Annotated in this window: 21 protein-coding genes and 1 rRNA gene; 8 read left to right on the top strand and 14 right to left on the bottom strand. The window is 53.7% G+C overall.

Going from position 1 to position 21,837, the window contains the following annotated elements:
- Positions 1-14 precede the first annotated feature (14 nt).
- The 9 genes from era to rseD all read right to left on the bottom strand — a co-directional run bounded on the left by era (position 15) and on the right by rseD (position 7,558).
- On the bottom strand, positions 15-920 hold the full coding sequence (era, locus tag PYW49_RS12830; protein ID WP_006176722.1) for a GTPase Era: 906 nt from the start codon (positions 918-920) through the stop codon (positions 15-17).
- The gene (gene rnc, locus PYW49_RS12825; RefSeq protein ID WP_003860711.1) at positions 917-1,597 is read right to left on the bottom strand and encodes a ribonuclease III; all 681 of its coding nucleotides are present in this window, start codon (positions 1,595-1,597) and stop codon (positions 917-919) included. Before rnc ends, era begins: the two co-directional genes overlap by 4 nt.
- 222 nt (positions 1,598-1,819) lie before the next feature.
- The gene (lepB, locus tag PYW49_RS12820) at positions 1,820-2,794 is read right to left on the bottom strand and encodes a signal peptidase I (RefSeq protein ID WP_134347613.1); all 975 of its coding nucleotides are present in this window, start codon (positions 2,792-2,794) and stop codon (positions 1,820-1,822) included.
- Between the two features lie 15 nt (positions 2,795-2,809).
- Positions 2,810-4,609, bottom strand: a complete 1,800-nt coding sequence (gene lepA, locus PYW49_RS12815; protein WP_134347614.1) for a translation elongation factor 4 — start codon at positions 4,607-4,609, stop codon at positions 2,810-2,812.
- Positions 4,610-4,794: 185 nt separating this feature from the next.
- Positions 4,795-5,271 carry a SoxR-reducing system protein RseC gene (gene rseC, locus PYW49_RS12810; protein WP_320386619.1) on the bottom strand — a complete coding sequence of 159 codons (477 nt, stop codon included), beginning with the start codon at positions 5,269-5,271 and terminating at the stop codon, positions 4,795-4,797.
- On the bottom strand, positions 5,268-6,221 hold the full coding sequence (gene rseB / locus PYW49_RS12805) for a sigma-E factor regulatory protein RseB (protein ID WP_134347616.1): 954 nt from the start codon (positions 6,219-6,221) through the stop codon (positions 5,268-5,270). Before rseB ends, rseC begins: the two co-directional genes overlap by 4 nt.
- Positions 6,221-6,871: an anti-sigma-E factor RseA gene (rseA, locus tag PYW49_RS12800; RefSeq protein WP_014832926.1), complete on the bottom strand. Its 651-nt coding sequence runs from the start codon at positions 6,869-6,871 to the stop codon at positions 6,221-6,223. The genes rseB and rseA overlap by 1 nt, the downstream gene beginning before the upstream one ends.
- A 31-nt stretch (positions 6,872-6,902) precedes the next feature.
- Positions 6,903-7,478 carry an RNA polymerase sigma factor RpoE gene (gene rpoE, locus PYW49_RS12795; RefSeq protein ID WP_006176728.1) on the bottom strand — a complete coding sequence of 192 codons (576 nt, stop codon included), beginning with the start codon at positions 7,476-7,478 and terminating at the stop codon, positions 6,903-6,905.
- The gene (rseD, locus tag PYW49_RS23385) at positions 7,475-7,558 is read right to left on the bottom strand and encodes a rpoE leader peptide RseD (protein WP_353620348.1); all 84 of its coding nucleotides are present in this window, start codon (positions 7,556-7,558) and stop codon (positions 7,475-7,477) included. The genes rpoE and rseD overlap by 4 nt, the downstream gene beginning before the upstream one ends.
- A 343-nt stretch (positions 7,559-7,901) precedes the next feature.
- On the opposite strand from rseD, the gene nadB reads away from it, so the two are divergent.
- Complete coding sequence (gene nadB, locus PYW49_RS12790) at positions 7,902-9,521, top strand: L-aspartate oxidase (RefSeq protein WP_320386618.1); 1,620 nt, start codon at positions 7,902-7,904, stop codon at positions 9,519-9,521.
- Here nadB and trmN read toward each other — a convergent pair.
- A complete protein-coding gene (gene trmN, locus PYW49_RS12785; protein WP_320386617.1) occupies positions 9,506-10,243 on the bottom strand; it encodes a tRNA(1)(Val) (adenine(37)-N(6))-methyltransferase TrmN in 738 nt (245 codons plus the stop codon). The two genes, nadB and trmN, sit on opposite strands and share 16 nt — an antisense overlap.
- A 132-nt stretch (positions 10,244-10,375) precedes the next feature.
- Here trmN and srmB point away from each other — a divergent pair, with 132 nt between their 5' ends.
- Complete coding sequence (srmB, locus tag PYW49_RS12780; protein WP_134347619.1) at positions 10,376-11,704, top strand: ATP-dependent RNA helicase SrmB; 1,329 nt, start codon at positions 10,376-10,378, stop codon at positions 11,702-11,704.
- Between the two features lie 50 nt (positions 11,705-11,754).
- Here the strand turns inward: srmB and grcA are convergent, their stop codons facing one another.
- Positions 11,755-12,138 (bottom strand): autonomous glycyl radical cofactor GrcA, encoded by a 384-nt coding sequence (grcA, locus tag PYW49_RS12775; RefSeq protein WP_008502190.1) that lies wholly within the window; start codon positions 12,136-12,138, stop codon positions 11,755-11,757.
- Between the two features lie 314 nt (positions 12,139-12,452).
- Between grcA and ung the strand changes: the two genes are divergently transcribed.
- The gene (gene ung, locus PYW49_RS12770) at positions 12,453-13,142 is read left to right on the top strand and encodes a uracil-DNA glycosylase (RefSeq protein WP_320386616.1); all 690 of its coding nucleotides are present in this window, start codon (positions 12,453-12,455) and stop codon (positions 13,140-13,142) included.
- 48 nt (positions 13,143-13,190) lie between these two features.
- On the opposite strand, the gene PYW49_RS12765 is transcribed toward ung, so the two are convergent.
- Entirely contained in the window at positions 13,191-14,321 is a 1,131-nt protein-coding gene (locus tag PYW49_RS12765; protein ID WP_134347621.1) for a tRNA/rRNA methyltransferase, read from the bottom strand.
- Positions 14,322-14,525: 204 nt separating this feature from the next.
- Between PYW49_RS12765 and trxC the strand changes: the two genes are divergently transcribed.
- From trxC to PYW49_RS12735, 5 genes are all read left to right on the top strand, one after another.
- Positions 14,526-14,945, top strand: a complete 420-nt coding sequence (trxC, locus tag PYW49_RS12760) for a thioredoxin TrxC (protein ID WP_047346793.1) — start codon at positions 14,526-14,528, stop codon at positions 14,943-14,945.
- A gap of 70 nt (positions 14,946-15,015) precedes the next feature.
- Complete coding sequence (locus tag PYW49_RS12755; RefSeq protein ID WP_320386615.1) at positions 15,016-15,714, top strand: tRNA-uridine aminocarboxypropyltransferase; 699 nt, start codon at positions 15,016-15,018, stop codon at positions 15,712-15,714.
- 35 nt (positions 15,715-15,749) lie between these two features.
- Positions 15,750-18,413: a bifunctional acetate--CoA ligase family protein/GNAT family N-acetyltransferase gene (locus tag PYW49_RS12750; RefSeq protein WP_320386614.1), complete on the top strand. Its 2,664-nt coding sequence runs from the start codon at positions 15,750-15,752 to the stop codon at positions 18,411-18,413.
- A gap of 110 nt (positions 18,414-18,523) precedes the next feature.
- On the top strand, positions 18,524-19,879 hold the full coding sequence (pssA, locus tag PYW49_RS12740; protein WP_023333068.1) for a CDP-diacylglycerol--serine O-phosphatidyltransferase: 1,356 nt from the start codon (positions 18,524-18,526) through the stop codon (positions 19,877-19,879).
- Between the two features lie 45 nt (positions 19,880-19,924).
- Positions 19,925-20,248: a YfiM family lipoprotein gene (locus PYW49_RS12735; protein WP_320386613.1), complete on the top strand. Its 324-nt coding sequence runs from the start codon at positions 19,925-19,927 to the stop codon at positions 20,246-20,248.
- Here PYW49_RS12735 and PYW49_RS12730 read toward each other — a convergent pair.
- A complete protein-coding gene (locus PYW49_RS12730) occupies positions 20,245-21,540 on the bottom strand; it encodes an MFS transporter (protein ID WP_320386611.1) in 1,296 nt (431 codons plus the stop codon). The two genes, PYW49_RS12735 and PYW49_RS12730, sit on opposite strands and share 4 nt — an antisense overlap.
- A gap of 209 nt (positions 21,541-21,749) precedes the next feature.
- Positions 21,750-21,837 (bottom strand): 5S ribosomal RNA (gene rrf, locus PYW49_RS12725); the annotation flags it as partial.

Genomic DNA, 21,837 nt, shown 5'->3' with positions numbered 1-21,837 from the left:
CTCGTCGTCTTAGTTTACTGGTCTTCGCCGTAACCGAGGCTGCGCAGAGCACGCTCATCATCGGCCCAGCCAGATTTCACTTTCACCCACAGTTCCAGGTGAACGGGTGCTTCGAACATCTCCATCATGTCTTTACGGGCTTCAATGCCGATGGTTTTGATCTTGGCACCTTTGTTGCCGATCACCATCTTCTTCTGCCCTTCGCGCTCAACGAGGATCAGGCCGTTGATGTCGTAGCCGCCACGCTCGTTGGTCTGGAAACGCTCGATCTCCACCGTCACAGAGTACGGCAGTTCAGCGCCCAGGAAACGCATCAGCTTTTCACGAATGATCTCAGAGGCCATAAAGCGCTGAGAACGATCGGTGATGTAGTCTTCCGGGAAGTGATGAATCGCTTCCGGGAGATGTTTACGCACGATGCCCGCGATGGTATCAACGTTCAGGCCGGTTTCAGCAGACAGCGGAACGATATCGAGGAAGTTCATCTGGCTGCCCAGCCACTGAAGATGCGGCAGCAGGTCGGCTTTTTCCTGCACGTTGTCAACTTTGTTGACCGCGAGGATGACCGGCGTTTTGCCGTCACGCAGCTTGTTCAGCACCATCTCGTCGTCCGGCGTCCAGCGGGTACCTTCAACAACGAAAATCACCAGCTCTACGTCGCCAATTGAGCTGCTCGCCGCCTTGTTCATCAGGCGGTTAATGGCACGCTTCTCTTCCATGTGCAGGCCCGGGGTATCGACATAGATCGCCTGATACGCGCCTTCAGTATGGATGCCGACAATGCGGTGGCGCGTGGTCTGCGCCTTACGAGAGGTGATGGAAATCTTCTGCCCAAGCAGATTATTCAACAGGGTGGATTTGCCGACGTTCGGACGTCCGACGATGGCAATAAATCCGCAATAGGTTTTTTCTTCGCTCATTCCAGCTCCAGCATTTTTAACGCCTGTTCGGCGGCAGCCTGTTCAGCCTTACGACGGCTTGAACCTGTGCCCACCACCGGTTCACTCAGGCCACTGACCTGGCAATGTATGGTAAATTCCTGATCGTGCGCTTCGCCACGTACCTGCACCACCAGATACGATGGCAGCGGCAGATGACGACCCTGCAAATATTCCTGCAGACGCGTTTTCGGATCTTTTTGTTTGTCGCCTGGGCTGATTTCGTCCAGACGGGTCTGATACCAGTTCAGGATCAGCTTTTCTACGGTCTGGATATCGCTGTCCAGGAACACACCACCAATTAATGCTTCGACCGTATCGGCAAGAATAGATTCACGACGGAAGCCGCCGCTTTTCAGTTCACCCGGCCCAAGACGCAGACATTCACCCAGCTCAAATTCGCGCGCGATTTCCGCAAGGGTATTACCCCGAACCAGCGTGGCACGCATGCGGCTCATATCACCTTCATCCACGCGCGGGAAACGATGATAAAGCGCATTCGCAATCACGAAACTTAAAATAGAGTCGCCCAGAAACTCGAGACGCTCATTATGTTTGCTGCTGGCACTGCGGTGGGTTAATGCCTGTTGCAACAACTCCTGATGATGAAAAGTGTAGCCCAGCTTCCGTTGAAGCCGATTAATTACGATGGGGTTCATGCGATACCAATAAATGAATGCGTCAAAAATGCAGCACACGAAACCGACCTGAGAAAGCCAACGCGGTTTCGTGTGCCGTGGCACCCTTGCAGGGCCAACCTTAAACTTCGGGGGAATATTCTATACACAACGACAGGGGATGTCGTTAGTTCGAAGTGATTTATAGTGGAAATAATTCGCGTAGCCGCTAATTAAAGCGGCTACGCGTTCATTTATTGAGAATTAATGGATTCCGCCAATACGATTCAGGCGTACACCGGTCGGCCATTCGCCTTCCTGCTTCTCAAAACTCATCCAGATTGCGGTCGCTTTACCGACCAGATTCGCTTCCGGCACAAAGCCCCAGTAACGGCTGTCCGCAGAATTATCGCGGTTATCACCCATCATGAAGTAATGTCCTGGCGGCACAATCCAGCTCGCCAGCTGCTGACCCGGTTGCTGATAGTACATACCCAACTGATCCTGCGCGATGGGCACGGTGAGGATCCGGTGAGTCACATCACCCAGCGTCTCTTTGCGCTCGACCAGACGAATACCGTTCTCTTTGGTTTCGCCTTTCGGGACCTGGAAGAAACCGCTGGTTGCTTCGCCACCGTTACGACGCGCAAAGGTCTGCACAAAATCACTTGGCTCAACGTTTGAGTAGGTGATTGGCAACGCATTTTCACATGCGGTCCCGGAGCTGCAGCCCGGCTGAACGGTGACTTCCTTCGCAACCGGATCGTAAGTCACTTTATCACCCGGCAGACCTACCGCGCGCTTGATGTAGTCCAGGCGCGGATCTTCCGGATATTTAAACACCACGATGTCGCCGCGTTTTGGATGACCGGTTTCGATCAGCGTTTTCTGGTAGATAGGATCTTTAATACCGTAGGCAAACTTCTCTACCAGAATAAAATCACCAATCAGCAACGTTGGCATCATTGAACCTGATGGGATCTGGAACGGCTCGTAAATAAACGAACGTACCACCAGCACAATGGCCAGCACCGGAAATACCGAGGCACCCGTTTCCAGCCAGCCCGGTTTCGGGCCGACTTTCTTCAGGGTTTTCGCGTCAATCCCATCGCCTGTGGCTGCCTGCGCGGCAGCCTGACGTTCACGGCGTTTTGGGGCGAAAATAAACTTATCCAGACACCAAAGCAGACCTGTCACCAGGGTAGCAATGACCAGGATCAGGGCAAACATGTTCGCCATGCCAACTCCTTAGGGTTATTTTCCGTCTTTACCAACGTGAAGAATGGCAAGGAATGCTTCCTGCGGCAGCTCGACGTTACCGACCTGCTTCATACGCTTCTTACCTTCTTTCTGCTTCTGCAGCAGCTTTTTCTTACGGCTGACGTCACCGCCATAGCACTTCGCCAGAACGTTTTTACGCAGCTGTTTCACGGTAGAACGCGCGATAATGTGGTTGCCGATGGCCGCCTGAATCGCGATATCGAACTGCTGACGCGGGATCAGCTCTTTCATCTTCTCAACCAGCTCGCGGCCACGGTATGGCGCATTGTCGTTGTGGGTGATCAGCGCCAGCGCATCCACACGCTCGCCGTTGATCAGCACGTCCACACGCACCATGTTGGAGGCCTGGAAGCGTTTGAAGTTGTAATCCAGTGACGCATAGCCACGGGAGGTCGACTTCAGACGGTCGAAGAAGTCGAGTACCACTTCCGCCATCGGGATTTCATAGGTCAGCGCCACCTGGTTACCGTGGTAAACCATGTTGGTCTGCACGCCACGCTTCTCAATACACAGCGTAATAACGTTACCCAGGAACTCCTGCGGCAGCAGCATGTGACACTCTGCAATCGGCTCACGTAGCTCCTGAATGTTGTTCAGCGGCGGAAGCTTGGACGGGCTGTCGACGTAGATCACTTCTTTCGAGGTGGTTTCAACTTCATACACTACCGTCGGTGCGGTGGTGATCAGATCCAGATCGTATTCACGCTCCAGACGCTCCTGAATGATCTCCATGTGCAGCAGACCGAGGAAGCCGCAGCGGAAGCCGAAGCCCAGCGCCGTTGAGCTTTCTGGCTCGTAGAACAGGGAAGCATCGTTCAGGCTCAGTTTACCGAGCGCATCACGGAAGTTTTCGTAGTCGTCAGAGCTGACCGGGAACAGGCCCGCGTAAACCTGCGGTTTCACCTTTTTAAAGCCTGGCAGCGCTTTATCTGCCGGGTTACGCGCACCGGTCAGGGTATCGCCCACCGGCGCACCGAGGATGTCTTTAATTGCGCAGACCAGCCAGCCTACCTCGCCGCATGTCAGCTCGGTACGGTCAACCTGTTTAGGCGTGAAGATGCCCAGACGATCGGCGTTATAGACCTGTCCGGTACTCATTACTTTGATTTTGTCGCCTTTACGCATGGTGCCGTTTTTAATACGCACCAGGGAGACAACGCCCAGGTAGTTATCGAACCAGGAGTCGATAATCAGCGCCTGCAGCGGGGCATCCGGATCGCCTTCCGGAGCAGGAATATCACGTACCAGACGTTCCAGCACGTCGGTTACGCCCACACCGGTTTTCGCGGAGCAGCGCACGGCGTCGGTCGCGTCAATGCCGACAATATCTTCAATCTCTTCCGCTACGCGCTCAGGATCGGCAGCTGGCAGGTCGATCTTGTTCAGGACCGGCACAACCTCGAGATCCATTTCCATCGCGGTGTAGCAGTTTGCCAGAGTCTGGGCTTCTACGCCCTGCCCGGCATCCACCACCAGCAGCGCGCCTTCACAGGCCGCCAGTGAGCGTGAAACCTCATAGGAGAAGTCAACGTGGCCTGGGGTGTCGATAAAGTTCAACTGATAGGTTTCGCCATCAGCCGCTTTGTAATCAAGCGTGACGCTCTGCGCTTTAATGGTGATACCGCGTTCGCGTTCCAGGTCCATGGAGTCCAGAACCTGGGCTTCCATTTCACGATCAGACAGGCCACCGCAAATCTGGATAATACGGTCAGACAGCGTCGACTTACCGTGGTCAATGTGAGCAATGATCGAAAAGTTACGTATGTTCTTCATATAGTTAAATAATTATGCCTTACGAATTCCTGGAGGCCGCTGTTCTTAGCCTGACGTTTTTCAGTGCGAAAACGCAGCATTCTACACTACATCCTCACAACCTGGAAATGCACTTAGAGACAGGTATAGCGTGAAGAAAGGGTGTTTTCTGTTTTAGGGCGTAAAAAATGATAAAGCCCGATGAATCACCGGGCCTCAGAAGAGAGCGTCTCGACACGAAGCTGGTCTGGCGCCAGCCCAACGCTGAGAATGACAGGCTGCCACTCCTCGCGCGCGGCGAGCGTCGGGGAAAGACCTTTGGCAAGCCAGAACCCGCCCACGCCACCCAATGCGGCACCGCACATGGCGGCCACATCGGTACCAAACAGCATCTGGAATATGCCGCCCATAATAAACAGCCCGACCAGCGGAGAGAGATAAACCAGCATCGCGGAACTGAGCAGGCTACCTTCGGCAATGCCCAGCTCGACCTTCTGCCCCACCATCAGCGGCTGTTCACTGGGCACTGAAATCGTGTGCGATGTTTGCGGCCCGAGCTTATTCAGCACGCGACTGCCGCAGCCCGCTCTGGAGGCACAACTATTACATGAAGCTTTTACGTCGCAGCTTACGAGCGCAATGCCATTCTGCCACGATACAACCGTAGCCCACTCTTTGATCATTGTGCGGCCCTGAATTTAATGCTGTCGGAAATGCGCTTCGCAGTTTGCGGAGGGAGTTCACCCACAATGGTGATCTCTGCGTTATCGCGTACCGTGGTGCTGACCGTACGGCGTCCGGTACGCAGCATTTGTTCGGTGCTGTTTGCCGTTGCGCGATTGATATTCACCGAGAAACTGAATAACCCGTCGGAATAGAGGCGCGATTCCACCGGCGTTTCAATCGTTGGCAGTTGACGACGGCTGCTGGATATTTCGCTAAACCCTTGTGGGATCCAGGATGGTACCCAGTTGAAATTAACGGAATCCCCTGCAGGAACAGAAAGCAGCGGCGGCAGGCTGGCTTTAGCCAGATTCTGCATGCTGTTGCCAACCTGGTTGTTCACACTGAAGGAGATAACGCGGAACTGCTCCAGCGTTTCACCGTCACGGTCGAGCAGGTCTACACGCATGGGGAGTTTGGTTTCCGCGTCAATCCAGACAATATAGCTGTAGCGCGTTCCGTCCCGGGCAACCACGCGGATCACTTCGCACAGCCTGTCCGCGATGCGCGTACGCCCTACCGAAATAAAATCATAGTAAGGAGCAAGTCGTTTGAAGTCGGTGTAAATAAGTGACGGCAGAGAATCAACGATATAGTCGCCATTCAGCGTGAAAGGCTCCAGGCCGGGCTCAAAATAGCTGATTTCATTACCACGCTGGACAACTTCCCGACGCGGGCCATCCATCTGTAAAAGCTGGGCGAGTGGCTGGTTATCAAGACGGGCATGACGATAGCGTAACGACTCGACGCCCTGTTTATTGATGCTGATAAATGCCAACTCGTAATTGAGTGACTGGCTGGCCAGATTCATTTGCTGCAACAACGCCCCGGATGAAACATCAGCCGAGGCGTTGGCAGAGAAGAACAGGCTACCCGCCATCAGAGACATGGCGAACCAAAGTTGCTTCATTACTGCGATTGCGTTCCTAAAGTTTGGTTTCCGGGCACCTGCACAGCAGCTTGCTGTGTTTGCGCCTGCTCAAACTGAAGCTGTTCAGAGTGCAGACGACGCTGCAACTCGTAATCCTGCAACATCGCATTAATGCGACGGCGCTGCTCCTGAACCTGCTGTTGCTGACCGCCGCTGGCGGAAGCATCAGCCGGAACACCCAGACTTACCGGGCTGGCTTTGCCCATCATCGGCAGTGTGTTAAACACTGGCGCTTCTGGCTGCTGATTAGTTTCAGACTGAGTATTATAGTGCTGGACGCCAACGATAACTGCAAGCGATACGCATGCAGCCACACCCATTTGGGTAAGCTGGCTGGCCCACGGACGCACCTTTTGCCAGAACGGCATTTTCTGCCACTGATGAGGCGCGGGTTGAGCTTCAGGAATCAGCGGAGTGGTCTGATGAACAGGCTCATTCTCAATCGCCGCCATGACGCGGGCTGAGATATCGAAATGGAGAACCTCGCCGGTATCACCGCGAAGGGTGTCGCGGATGAGATGGTAGCTCTCCCAGGTCTCTTGCATTTCGGGAGAATGAGACAGCTCGTTGAGCAGCTCACTGTCCAGCGTTTCACCATCCATTAAAGCGGAAAGTTTTTCTTTCTGCATGCCTAATACCTTTTCCAGTATCCCGCTATCGTCAACGCCTGATAAGCGGTTGAACTTTATTATCAATAGCTTCTCGCGCACGGAAAATTCGTGAACGTACCGTGCCGACCGGACAATCCATGATAGCGGCTATCTCTTCATAGCTCAGACCATCCAGCTCCCGTAACGTAATTGCCATGCGTAAATCTTCCGGAAGCGACTCGATCGTGCGAAAAACGATTTGTCTCAGTTCTTCTGACAACATTAAGTTCTCAGGGTTCGAAATTTCTTTCAATGCGCCGCCACTTTCGAAGTTTTCGGCGTCGATTGCGTCCACATCACTTGAAGGCGGACGACGGCCCTGAGCGACCAGATAATTCTTTGCCGTATTGACCGCAATACGGTACAGCCAGGTATAAAAAGCACTATCTCCCCGGAAAGAATCCAGCGCGCGATAGGCCTTAATAAAAGACTCTTGCACCACATCAGGCACATCGCCTGACGGTACATAGCGGGAAACCAGGCTCGCCACCTTATGCTGGTAGCGCACCACCAGTAAGTTAAAGGCCTTCTGATCTCCCTTCTGGACCCGTTCAACCAGGACCTGGTCCGTTAACTGCTCGCTCATCCGAGGTAATGTCTCCCCAAACCTAAATTCCACGCGTTATCGAAACGCCACTCTACAAATCCCGCACTTTGAGCAAGCACCGAATTAGAGTGTCTGATCTTCAATAAGTTCCGTAACGCCTTTGTTTTTGTTCATCGCGCCGCAGACTGTTCATTTTCTCTCATTATAAGTCTGTTCACGATACGCACCACTTTCTGACAAGAAACATCTTTTTCCCGCCAGAAGAGTAACGCAACCCAGGCTTTATTTCACCACAAAATCTGACGCTAACGATCTGCTTCGCAAAATAATTTCACTCATTTACTCTCCGTTGACCTCCGCTTACGCGTTTAGCCATTGCAACAGCCTTTAAAAAAAACGTGCGATAAATCGCATTCAGGTGCTATTCTGACCCAACACTGTTTAGTAAATTAAACAATAATCATGAACACAACACCTGAACTCCATTGTGATGTACTGATCATTGGCAGCGGCGCTGCCGGTCTCTCTCTGGCGCTGCGCCTGGCCGAGCATCAAAACGTTATTGTTCTGAGTAAAGGACCGATAAGTGAAGGTTCCACGTTTTATGCTCAGGGCGGAATTGCTGCCGTGTTTGATGAGACGGACAGTATTGCATCCCACGTTGAAGATACGCTGATTGCCGGGGCCGGGATCGTGGATCCACACGCCGCAGAGTTTGTTGCCAGCAATGCCCGTCATTGCGTTCAGTGGCTTATCGACCAGGGCGTACTGTTTGATACGCAGGTTCAACCCAATGGTGAAGAGAGCTACCACCTGACTCGCGAAGGTGGCCATAGCCACCGCCGCATTCTGCACGCAGCGGATGCCACCGGAAAAGAAGTGGAAACCACGCTGGTCAGTAAAGCGCTGAGTCATCCTAATATTCGGGTTCTTGAGCGAAGTAATGCCGTTGACCTGATTATCTCCGACAAAATTGGCCTGCCCGGCACGCGTCGCGTGGTCGGCGCCTGGGTCTGGAACCGTAATAAAGAGAAGGTTGAAACCTGTCAGGCGAAGGCTGTGGTGCTGGCTACGGGCGGCGCCTCCAAGGTGTATCAGTACACTACTAACCCGGACATTGCCTCCGGAGACGGTATCGCTATGGCCTGGCGCGCCGGCTGCCGCGTGGCGAACCTCGAATTTAATCAGTTTCACCCAACCGCCTTGTTCCACCCTCAGGCGCGTAACTTCCTGCTGACGGAAGCCCTGCGCGGTGAAGGCGCTTATCTGAAGCGCCCTGACGGCACCCGCTTTATGCCGGACTTTGACGCCCGGGGCGAACTGGCCCCACGTGATATCGTTGCCCGCGCCATCGACCATGAAATGAAACGTCTTGGCGTGGACTGCATGTATCTCGATATCAGCCATAAGCCAGCAGAGTTCATTCGCCAGCATTTCCCGATGATTTACGAAAAACTGCTCAATCTTGGCATTGATTTAACCCGCGATCCGGTACCCATTGTGCCAGCCGCCCACTATACCTGCGGTGGCGTAATGGTTGACGATCATGGGCGTACCGATGTCGATGGTCTGTATGCTATTGGTGAGGTCAGCTATACCGGGCTTCACGGCGCGAACCGTATGGCCTCTAATTCGCTGCTTGAATGTCTGGTCTACGGCTGGTCTGCAGCGGAAGACATCACGAAACGCATGCCTTACGCCCGTGAGACAGAGCGCCTGCCGGCCTGGGATGAAAGCCGGGTGGATAACCCGGACGAATTGGTCGTGATCCAGCACAACTGGCATGAGCTACGGCTGTTTATGTGGGATTACGTAGGAATTGTGCGCACCACGAAACGTCTTGAACGCGCCTTGCGCCGCATCACCATGCTGCAGCAGGAAATTGATGAGTATTACGCTAACTTCCGGGTATCCAATAATCTGCTGGAGCTGCGCAACCTGGTACAGGTTGCCGAGCTGATTGTTCGCTGCGCGATGATGCGTAAAGAGAGTCGCGGGTTGCACTACACCCTCGACTACCCGGATCAGCTTGCTGAGTCTGGCCCGTCGATACTCGCCCCGCAGGTTTACATAAACAGATAAAACGACTGGGTCAGGGCAGTGTAATCTTCGGAATAACGCTGGTCTGGCCCACGGATAACCATTCGGTCATTAAAGCATTCACCCTCTTTTGGCGAGAGCGCCAGCAGCACACGGTGCGGCAGTCGTCCTTCCGTATCCGAAATATCGGTACGCAGACGTAATGTCCAGCCGATTTCCTGCGCAATACCGATGAATGTGTTGCCCGTACTCTCCGGCAGGACCACACAGAAAAAACCCTCTTCGGAGATAAGTTCTGCCGCACTGGTGAGCAAGGCTTTATGATCGAGGGAGCTGGTATAACGCGCCTGCTCGCGCTCAGGCGAACCGCACTCAACGCCGGGCTCGTAGTAGGGAGGGTTGCTGACGATCAGATCGTAACGCGCGGTTTGTTCAGGCGCCCAGGCCAGTATATCTGCGCATTCCACTCTCATTCGGGCTGCCCATGGGGATTCGGCCGCATTTTCACTCGCCTGCTCTGCTGCCTGCGCATCCAGTTCAACGGCATCAATGGTGACATGCTCTTCCGTACGCTGCGCCAGCATCAACGCCACCAGCCCGCTGCCGGTACCTATATCAAGAATACGCTTAACGCCTGCGACAGGCGCCCACGCCCCCAGTAAAATACCGTCTGTACCGACTTTCATGGCACAGCGATCGTGAGCGACAAAAAATTGTTTAAACGTAAAACCATCGCGGCGCAACTGCGCTTTGAGTAGAGACATGTCAGGGCAACCTTCTAAGTGAAACTGGAGTAGCATAGGGGAAAGCGAAGTGGCCGAAAAGCGATATCCATACAAACAGATGAAGATTACAGCCGTAACGTCTATAATCAGCGCCCCACACAGAGGTAGAACATGACTGTAACGACTTTTTCCGAACTTGAACTCGATGAAAGCCTGCTCAATGCACTTGAGAGCAAAGGCTTTACACGCCCGACCGCCATTCAGGCAGCGGCCATCCCGCCTGCGCTTGAGGGCCGCGATGTGCTCGGTTCTGCGCCAACCGGCACGGGGAAGACAGCAGCCTATTTGCTGCCTGTGTTGCAGCATTTGCTCGACTTCCCACGCAAAAAATCTGGCCCACCGCGTATTTTAATCCTGACGCCTACGCGCGAACTGGCAATGCAGGTTGCCGATCACGCGCGTGAACTCGCGGCGAATACTCATCTTGATATCGCCACCATCACCGGCGGCGTTGCGTATATGAACCACGCCGAAGTGTTCAGCGAAAACCAGGACATTGTCGTTGCGACGACGGGCCGTCTGCTGCAGTACATTAAAGAAGAGAACTTCGACTGCCGCGCGGTTGAAACGCTGATTCTTGACGAAGCCGACCGCATGCTGGACATGGGCTTCGCACAGGATATCGAGCACATTGCAGGAGAAACGCGCTGGCGTAACCAGACGATGCTATTCTCTGCCACCCTCGAAGGGGAAGCGATTAAAGATTTCGCAGAGCGTCTTCTGGAGGATCCGGTAGAAGTGTCTGCTACACCGTCCACGCGCGAGCGTAAGAAAATCCACCAGTGGTACTACCGTGCAGACAATCTTGAGCACAAAGTTGAATTGCTCAAGCACCTGCTGAAGCAGGAAGATGCTCTGCGTACGATCGTGTTTGTGCGTAAGCGCGAGCGCGTGCACGAGCTGGCTGAGATGCTGCGTAACGCGGGAATAAATAACTGCTATCTTGAAGGCGAGATGGCGCAGGTCAAGCGTACCGAAGGCATTAAGCGCCTGACCGATGGCCGCGTTAACGTGCTGGTTGCAACAGACGTTGCCGCACGCGGGATCGACATCCCGGACGTCAGCCACGTCATTAACTTCGATATGCCGCGCAGCGGAGATACCTATCTGCACCGTATTGGCCGTACCGGCCGCGCGGGCCGCAAAGGTATTGCGATTTCACTGGTCGAAGCGCATGACTACCTGCTGCTGCAGAAAATTGGCCGCTATGTTGATGAGCCGCTGAAAGCGCGCGTTATTGACGAGCTCCGCCCGACCACACGTGCGCCGAGTGAAAAAATGACGGGCAAACCGTCCAAGAAAGCGCTCGCAAAACGTGCTGAGAGAAAAGAGAAAGAAAAAGAGAAACCGCGCGTTAAGCAGCGCCACCGCGATACCAAAAATATTGGTAAGCGCCGTAAGCCAAGCTCTGCCGCACCAGAGACGAAAACTGAAGAGTAAAAAAAAGCCGGGAAAATCCCGGCTTTTTTATTCCCCCCTGTCTGAAGCCGTTACAGGCTTTCAGTAAAGGTACGCGCAATAACGTCGCGCTGCTGCTCTGGGGTGAGAGAGTTGAAGCGAACTGCATAGCCGGAGACGCGAATGGTCAGCTGCGGATACTTCTCTGGGTGCTCAACCGCATCCATCAGCGTTTCGCGGCGCAGTACGTTAACGTTCAGGTGTTGACCGCCTTCCACGCGCACTTCCGGTTTCACTTCCATTGGAATTTCACGGTACTCGATCTCGCCCAGTTTGCTTACCGGCACGATTTCATCTTCTGCAAAACCCGCTTTCGCTACGACACAGCGCGCTTCGTTTTTCTCGCTGTCCAGCAGCCAGAAAGAATTGAGCAGATCGTCATTTGCAGCTTTAGTAATCTGGATACCTGTAATCATGTGTTGCCTCCCTTAGGCTACATTAACTGATGCCGGCCTCTCGCGGCCAATTGGTAAAACCATTATTTCTTGTGTGTATATATATCATTCACACCACCGCGATTTATTGATTTAAATCAACAAAAACACCAACCACATAAAGAGTGTGGTCTGAATTTATTGTCCCAGATCAATTTAGCAATCTTACCAATTCAACTCTAACTGCATAATTTCAACATAAATTGAGTGACTTACGCGCATTTTCCGCCTGTAATTTTGCGCCCGGGAATTTAACGGTTAAGCTAGTCACAGATTGAGATTCGCAGGAGAGCGAGATGACGACACCTTTAACCTGGCATGATGTGCTGGCAGAAGAAAAGCAGCAGCCTTACTTTATCAATACTCTCAGCACCGTTGCTGCTGAACGTCAGTCCGGACAGACGATTTACCCGCCGCAGAAAGATGTGTTCAACGCCTTTCGTTACACGGAACTGAGTGATGTGAAAGTTGTCATTCTGGGACAGGATCCCTATCACGGTCCAGGGCAAGCACATGGACTGGCATTTTCCGTACGTCCGGGTGTGGCTATCCCTCCTTCTCTGCTCAATATGTATAAAGAGCTTGAGGGAACCTTGCCCGGGTTTACCCGCCCCACTCACGGTTACCTGGAAAGCTGGGCGCGTCAGGGTGTGCTGTTACTGAATACCGTGCTTACCGTACGGGCGGGCCAGGCGCACTCGCACGCCAGCCTGGGCTGGGAGACCTTTACCGATAAAGTCATCAGCCTTATCAATGAGCATCGTGAAGGGGTCGTGTTTTTACTGTGGGGGTCGCATGCGCAGAAAAAAGGGGCGATCATCGACCGTCAGCGTCATCATGTCCTGAAAGCACCACATCCGTCACCGCTGTCTGCACATCGCGGTTTCTTTGGCAGTAATCATTTTGTTCTGGCGAATGAGTGGCTGGAAAAACGTGGCGAAACGCCAATTGACTGGATGCCTGTATTACCGGCAGAGAGCGAGTAGTTTGAGTTTGTATGCCCGGTTAACCGGGCATACAAAAAGCATAATGGCTTATGCTTTATTCTGACGCCACCACTCGGCCAGCAGTACGCCGGTCGCAACGGAAACGTTCAGACTTTCCACATTGCCTGTTCCGTCGATAGAGACGCTCAGATCCGCACTGGAGAGCGCCGCGTCAGACAGACCATCGCGCTCCTGACCCAGCACCAGAACCATTTTACGCGGCAGTGTCGCTTTAAACAGCGGCGTACCGGCGTGGCTTGAGGTAGTCACGATGGAATAGCCCGCTTTACGGAACTGCTCAAGGGCGTCCAGAACGCTGTCGCCGGTGATTGGCTGTACGTGCTCGGCTCCACCTTCCGCAGTACGGATCGCGGCGCCGGATTCCAGCAGCGCGGCATCCTGCAACAGTACGCCTTTCACGCCAAAGTGCGCGCAGCTACGCATCATTGCGCCCAGGTTGTGCGGGTTGCCCACATCTTCCAGCGCCAGCACGCAGTCATCGGCATCCGCCTGGCTGACCCACTGCTGAACGGTCGTGCCGTTACGTTTTTTGATCAGGAAGCAGACGCCGCCGTGGTGCTCGGTTCCCGACGCTTTGGTCAGTTCGGCATCATCAACCACGTGGTAAGCTTTACGGTTCGCGGCCATCCAGCGCAGCGCTTCTTTAAAGCGCGGGGTCACGCTCTGGATAAACCAGGCGCGGACGATACACTCAGGACGGCTCAGGAACAGCGCCTGGCAGGCGTTCTCACCATACACGCGTGTCTCTTCCGCACGCTGACGGCGCAGCACTTCCGGATCGATAAAGCTTTTACCGCTGATACCGCCGTGATCGGCTTTTTCTGGCGTCTCTTCACCAGGCGCGCGAGAAACGGTGCGCCACGGGGAAGCGTTATCACGTGAGAAGTCATCACGCGGACGATCGTCGCGTGGACGGTCACTACGTGGGCGGTCGGAACGCGGACGGTCATCGCGTTTGCGATCGTCACGTTTGCGGTCATCACCGCGGTTATTTCTGTCATCGCGGGCGGGGCGACGGCCACCGTCTGCACGAGAAGACGCCGGACGCCCGCCACCTTTTCCGGTACGCGGATTTTGGGTGCGTTTATCAGAGTCATCATCACTGCGGACATACATCACTTTGACCTTGCCGCTTTTGTTTTTCATTTCGTCGTTCATGCTTTTCTCCACCAGCGCTGCGCGAAGCGCGCAGATTACCCGATGTGCCAGCGCATAGCCATAATTTCGTACAAAAGCCTGTGACTATTGTTCTCATTGAATAAAACGCATTGTTGTTTCAAACAGGCTCATTGATAATATGTAACATATTAGAAACATTATCGGCATACTGCCGCTGTCCCACGGCTCTATCAGAGGTTAGTTATGAATACCGTATGTGCCAACTGTCAGGCTCTTAATCGCATTCCGGACGATCGGATTGAAGATGGTGCGAAATGCGGACGTTGTGGCCATGAATTGTTTGATGGCGATGTCATTAACGCGACGGGTGCTACGCTGGACAAACTCCTCAAGGACGATCTTCCTGTCGTGATCGATTTCTGGGCGCCATGGTGCGGCCCATGCCGAAACTTCGCGCCGATCTTTGAGGATGTGGCCGAAGAGCGCAGCGGTAAGATGCGCTTCGTGAAGGTCAATACTGAGGCGGAGCGCGAGCTCAGCGCGCGTTTTCAGATCCGCAGTATTCCGACCATTATGATCTTCAAAAACGGTGAAATGGTCGACATGCTCAACGGTGCGGTTCCGAAAGCTCCGTTCGATAGCTGGTTAAACGAATCACTGTAACAATCCCAGGGGCACATCTTGTGCCCCGCTCCCGCCTCTGCGAAAATAGTGTTTTTCCTGCATTTCGCCCATGACAAATAACGCTGTCCTTAAATTACGCGCCGAACGCCTTGCGCGCGCGACTCGCCCCTTTCTTGCCCGCGGCAATCGTATTCGTCGCTGTCAGCGCTGCCTGCTACCGCTGAAGGTTTGCCTGTGCGAGACGCTGGTCCCGAGTACGGCAGAGAGCCGTTTTTGTCTGGTCATGTTCGATACCGAGCCGATGAAACCCAGCAATACGGGGCGTCTTATCGCCGATATTCTGCCGGATACCGTCGCGTTTCAGTGGTCTCGTACGGAACCGCCACAGGCCTTGCTCGACATGGTGGCAAGCCCGAACTATCAACCCATGGTCGTTTTCCCCGCGTCTTATGCAGGCGTTGATCGCCAGGTGCTTTCGGCGCCGCCATCCGGTAAACCACCGCTGTTTATTATGCTGGACGGCACCTGGACTGAAGCGCGAAAAATGTTTCGCAAAAGTCCTTACCTCGACGCCCTGCCGGTGATGTCTGTCGATCTTTCCCGCGTCTCGGCCTACCGCCTGCGTGAAGCGCATGCTGACGGGCAATACTGCACCGCCGAAGTGGCCATTGCGCTTTTGGATCTGGCGGGAGATACCGCTGCGGCAGCCGCTTTGGGCAACCATTTCTCATGTTTCCGCGAGCGCTATCTGGCAGGAAAAACCGTTCATAAGGGCAGTGTCACAGCAACAGAGCCAGAAAGCGTTTAAAATCATCAGGTCGCTTGCATTCACAGGAGGCCTGCATGAGCCAGCGAGGGTTAGAAGCGCTACTTCGTCCTAAATCCATAGCCGTCATCGGCGCATCAATGAAACCGGATCGTGCTGGCTATCTGATGATGCGTAACCTGCTGGCCGGGGGATTTAATGGCCCCGTCATGCCCGTCACGCCGGCTTATAAGGCGGTTCAGGGGGTGCTTGCATGGCCTGATGTACAAAGCCTGCCTTTCGTGCCGGATCTAGCCGTACTCTGTACCAACGCGAAGCGTAACCCGGAACTGCTGGAGTCACTCGGCAAGAAGGGGTGTAAAACCAGCATTATTCTCTCGTCTCCGCCTGAACAGAAAGCCGAGCTTATGGCCTGCGCCAGCCGCTATCAAATGCGTATTCTTGGGCCAAACAGTCTGGGCCTGCTCGCCCCCTGGCAGGGGCTGAATGCCAGTTTCTCCCCGGTTCCAATCCGCAAAGGCAAGCTCGCTTTTATTTCACAATCGGCCGCGGTATCAAATACCATCCTCGACTGGGCGCAGCAGCGTGAAATGGGATTCTCCTACTTCATTGCCCTGGGAGATAGCCTGGATATCGACGTTGATGAACTGCTGGATTTTCTGGCTCGTGATAGCAAAACCAGTGCGATCCTGCTCTATCTTGAGCACCTCAGCGACGCCCGTCGTTTTGTATCGGCTTCGCGAAGTGCTTCGCGAAATAAGCCGATCCTGGTGATTAAAAGCGGACGTAGCCCTGCAGCACAGCGTCTGCTGCATTCGCATTCCGGTATGGATCCGGCCTGGGACGCTGCCATTCAGCGTGCGGGATTGCTGCGGGTACAGGATACGCACGAGCTTTTTTCCGCCGTTGAGACGTTAAGCCATATGCGCCCGCTGCGCGGCGAGAAGTTAATGATTGTCAGTAATGGAGCCGCCCCTGCCGCACTTGCGCTGGATGAGCTGTGGCGACGCTTCGGCAAGCTGGCAACCCTGAGTGAAGAGACGCTGCAGCGCCTGAAAGAAGCGCTTCCGACCAGCGTGACGCCCGGTAATCCACTTGATTTGCGCGATGACGCCAGCAGCGAGCGCTATATCAGTGCTATCTCCATTTTGCTGGATAGTCAGGATTTTGATGCGCTGATGATTATCCACTCCCCCAGCGCGGTCGCGCCGGGCAGTGAAAGCGCGCGAGCGCTTATTGATGCCGTGCGCAATCATCCGCGAGGTAAATATGTCACCCTGCTGACCAACTGGTGCGGTGAATTTTCCTCTCAGGAGGCGCGACGTTTGTTCAGCGAAGCCGGGCTACCAACCTACCGCACGCCGGAAGGCACCATCACCGCGTTTATGCATATGGTGGAATATCGCCGCAACCAGAAACAGCTACGTGAAACGCCGGCGCTGCCCGGTAATCTGACGGCGAACACCATAGACGTTCACCGGCTGTTGCAGCAGGCTATCGACGAGGGCGCGACGTCGCTTGATACCCATGAAGTTCAGCCCATTCTGGGTAGCTACGGCATGCAAACCCTGCCGACCTGGATCGCCGGCGACAGCGCTGAGGCCGTTCATATTGCCGAGCAAATTGGCTATCCGGTTGCCCTTAAGCTGCGTTCCCCGGATATCCCGCATAAGTCTGATGTTCAGGGTGTCATGTTATACCTGCGCACGGCGACAGAGGTGCAACAGGCTGCAGATGCCATCTTCGACCGTGTCAAAATGGCCTGGCCGCAGGCAAGGATCCACGGACTGTTGGTGCAAAGCATGGCCAACCGCGCTGGGGCTCAGGAGTTACGGGTTGTGGTCGAACACGATCCCGTATTTGGCCCCCTCATCATGCTGGGAGAAGGCGGCGTTGAATGGCGTCCTGAAGAACAAGCCGTGGTGGCGTTACCGCCGCTGAACATGAATCTGGCGCGTTATCTGATCATTCAGGCAATTAAAAGCAAAAAGATCCGAGGCCGAAGTGCGCTGCGTCCGCTCGATATTGCCGGGTTAAGTCAGTTCCTGGTGCAGGTGTCTAACCTGATTGTGGATTGTGCAGAGATCCAGCGGCTGGATATCCATCCGCTCCTCGCCTCTGGCAACGAGTTTACGGCTCTGGACGTGACGCTGGATATCGCGCCATTCGAAGGTGACAGAGAGAGCCGTCTGGCGATCCGTCCTTATCCTCTGCAACTGGAGGAATGGGTTGAGATGAAAAATGGGGAACGCGCCTTGTTCCGCCCTATTCTGCCGGAAGATGAACCCCAACTGCGGGCCTTTATCTCTCAGGTCACGAAAGAAGATCTCTACTATCGCTATTTTAGCGAAATCAACGAATTTACCCACGATGATTTAGCCAACATGACCCAGATCGACTACGATCGAGAAATGGCGTTTGTTGCTGTTCGTCGCTCCGATAAGGGTGACGAGATCCTCGGCGTCACGCGTGCTATTTCTGACCCGGATAACGTCGATGCGGAATTTGCCGTACTGGTCCGCTCCGATCTTAAAGGTCTGGGCCTGGGAAGACGGCTACTGGAAAAACTCATCAGTTATACGCGCGATCACGGATTGTTGCGCCTGAATGGCATTACTATGCCTAACAATCGCGGCATGGTGACCCTGGCGCGAAAACTTGGATTTGACGTTGATATTCAGCTGGACGAAGGTATTGTTGCCTTGTCCCTCAGCCTGACATCGGCAGACAAACACGAGTAAGCTACTGGAAATGTTACCCACTTTGGACGGGACTGGTGGTATCATTGTCCGCTTATGTTGTTTGCATGGTACAGACAACCCTTCAATGAACAGAGAAGAAACGCACTGTGATGTTGTCAAAATTTAAGCGCAATAAACATCAACAACACCTTGCTCAACTACCGAAGATTTCTCAGTCAGTTGATGATGTAGAGTTCTTTTACGCTCCCGCTCATTTTCGGGAGACGCTTCTGGAAAAGATTGCCAGCGCCACGCGACGCATTTGCATTGTGGCTCTGTATCTTGAACAAGATGAAGGCGGACGCGCGATCCTGAACGCACTCTATGAAGCCAAACGCCAGCGTCCGGAACTTGATGTTCGCGTGCTGGTAGACTGGCATCGCGCTCAGCGTGGCCGGATTGGCGCTGCCGCTTCAAACACCAATGCTGACTGGTATTGCCGCACGGCGCAGGAAAATCCTGGCGTTGATGTGCCTGTTTATGGCGTCCCGGTTAATACCCGTGAAGCGCTCGGCGTCCTTCATTTCAAGGGGTTTATCATTGATGACAGCGTGCTTTACAGCGGCGCAAGTCTTAATGATGTTTACCTTCATCAGCTCGATAAATATCGCTACGACCGTTACCATCTGATCCGTAATCCACAGATGGCCGATATCATGTTTAACTGGGTTGATAAAAATCTGGTACATGGCCGTGGCGTTAATCGCCTTGACGATCCCGAGCGTCCGAAAAGCCCGGAGATCAAAAACGATGTTCGCGCCTTCCGCCAGGAGCTGCGCGATGCGGTCTATCATTTCCAGGGCGATGCGAACAACGAAGAGTTATCCGTTACCCCGCTGGTAGGGCTCGGCAAATCAAGCCTGCTGAACAAAACAATCTTCCATCTGATGCCGTGCGCGGAGCAGAAACTCACCATCTGTACTCCGTACTTCAACCTTCCTGCTGTGCTGGTGCGTAATATCATTCAGCTGCTGCGCGACGGTAAAAAAGTGGAAATCATCGTTGGTGATAAAACGGCAAACGACTTTTTCATTCCTGAAGATCAGCCGTTTAAAATCATCGGTGCGCTGCCTTACCTCTATGAGATTAACCTGCGTCGTTTCCTGAGCCGTTTACAGTATTACGTAAACACTGACCAGCTGGTTGTGCGTCTCTGGAAAGATGAAGACAACACTTACCATCTGAAAGGAATGTGGGTCGACGATGAGTGGATGCTGCTGACCGGTAACAACCTGAACCCACGCGCGTGGCGACTGGATCTGGAAAACGCTATCCTGATCCATGACCCTCAGCATGAGTTAGCCGCAAAACGTGAACGTGAGCTGGAGCTAATTCGCACACATACCACTGTGGTGAATCATTACCGCGAACTGCAGAGTATTGCCGATTATCCGGTGAAAGTCCGCAAGCTTATTCGCCGCTTACGTCGTATCCGTATCGACCGACTTATCAGCCGTATTCTGTAATATCCAGGCCCTGCCAACCGCAGGGCTTTTTTATGGAGCCCGTTGATGCGCATTTCTTTATTACTGAGCGTCCTCTTTCTGAGTGGCTGTAGTCATATGGCCAACGATAGCTGGTCCGGACAGGATAAGGCACAACATTTCCTCGCTTCCGCGATGTTGTCCGCAGCCGGTAATGAATATGCGCAGCATCAGGGGTATAGCCGGGACCGTAGCGCGGCGATAGGGTTGATGTTCTCAGTCGGTCTTGGGGCATCAAAAGAACTGTGGGATAGCCGCCCCGCAGGGAGCGGCTGGAGCTGGAAAGATTTTGCCTGGGATGTTGCCGGCGCAACGACCGGCTATGCCGTGTGGCAGATGGCGCATTACTAAAGACGAATACCTTTACCCTTGCGATGCAGCATCAGAGAGACAATGAAAGCAAGGGCTCCCATTACCGTCACGTACCAGAAGAATGTCGTTTCACTTCCCCATGATTTAAGAGACAACGCAACGTACTCCGCCGATCCGCCAAACAACGCGTTGGCTACCGCATAAGAGAGCCCGACTCCTAAAGCACGTACCTGCGCCGGGAACATTTCGGCCTTCAGTATCCCACTGATAGAGGTATAGAAACTGACAATCACCATTGCCAGCATAACCAGCGCAAATGCAGCATACGGCGAGGAGACATGCTGAAGCGCAGTCAAAATAGGCACGGTACAGAGCGCAGACAATCCGCCAAAAATAAGCATCGAGGTGCGTCGGCCAATTTTGTCCGAGAGCGCACCGACGATCGGCTGTATGAGCATAAAGACAAATAGCGCCACAGTCATGACAACGCTGGCGACGTTAGCGTGCATTCCGGTGGTGTTCACCAGGTACTTTTGCATATAGGTAGTGAAGGTATAGAAACTGAGAGAGCCTCCCGCAGTGAAGCCCAGCACCATAACGAAAGCTTTGCGGTTACGCCATAATCCTTTGAATGTTCCCGCTTCCTTCAACGTCCTGACCTCCTTCTGCGAGGTTTCATCCAACTGACGGCGTAACCAAAGCGCGACGATCGCCAGCACTGCACCCATTGCGAAAGGAATTCGCCATCCCCAGGCGTGAAGTTGTTCGTCCGTCAGGATCTGCTGCAGGATCACCACCACAAGAATGGCCAGCAGTTGACCACCAATCAGCGTGACATACTGGAACGAGGCATAAAAGCCTTTACGTCCTTCCAGGGCAATCTCACTCATGTAAGTTGCACTGGTACCGTATTCGCCCCCCACCGATAACCCCTGGAATAAGCGGGCCAGTAAAAGTAACGCGGGTGCCCAGGTACCAATGGATGCATACCCCGGTAAGCAGGCAATCACCAGAGAACCAAAGCACATCATACAAACCGAGATCAGCATAGAGGCTTTACGCCCGCGACGATCCGCAATGCGGCCGAACAGCCAGCCCCCGATCGGTCGCATTAAGAATCCTGCAGCAAATACCCCTGCCGTTTGCAGTAGCTGTGTCGTGGTGTTGCCTGAGGGAAAGAAGATATGTGCGAAGTAGAGAGAACAGAATGAGTAGACGTAGAAGTCGAACCATTCAACCAGATTCCCTGAAGAGGCGCTGACGATTGCCCATACCCTTCTTCGGGTATCACTGTTAGCCAGCGTCCCGTTTGATGTAATGCTTTCTGTCATTGTGATTATGCTCCTGCCATAAACTGCGGCGTATTGAGCCAGTAGACTCAATTACCTCGTAAATGAAATGTTATAATTTTGTTATAAATAACATTGAGACAGCGATCACATATTCCATTAGCAGGATAAGGGATTAAGAGAAAGGCCAGATTGGGTAGACACAAAGCAAAAAACCCCGCACCTTACGGTACGGGGTTCTTCTATTTGATGCCTGGCAGTTCCCTACTCTCACATGGGGAGACCCCACACTACCATCGGCGCTACGGCGTTTCACTTCTGAGTTCGGCATGGGGTCAG

Source organism: Enterobacter chinensis (genome assembly GCF_034008295.1).
GTDB classification, from domain to species: Bacteria; Pseudomonadota; Gammaproteobacteria; order Enterobacterales; family Enterobacteriaceae; genus Enterobacter; species Enterobacter chinensis.
Note: the sequence above shows the minus strand (reverse complement) of the source record. Positions and strands in the feature narration are given on the sequence as shown.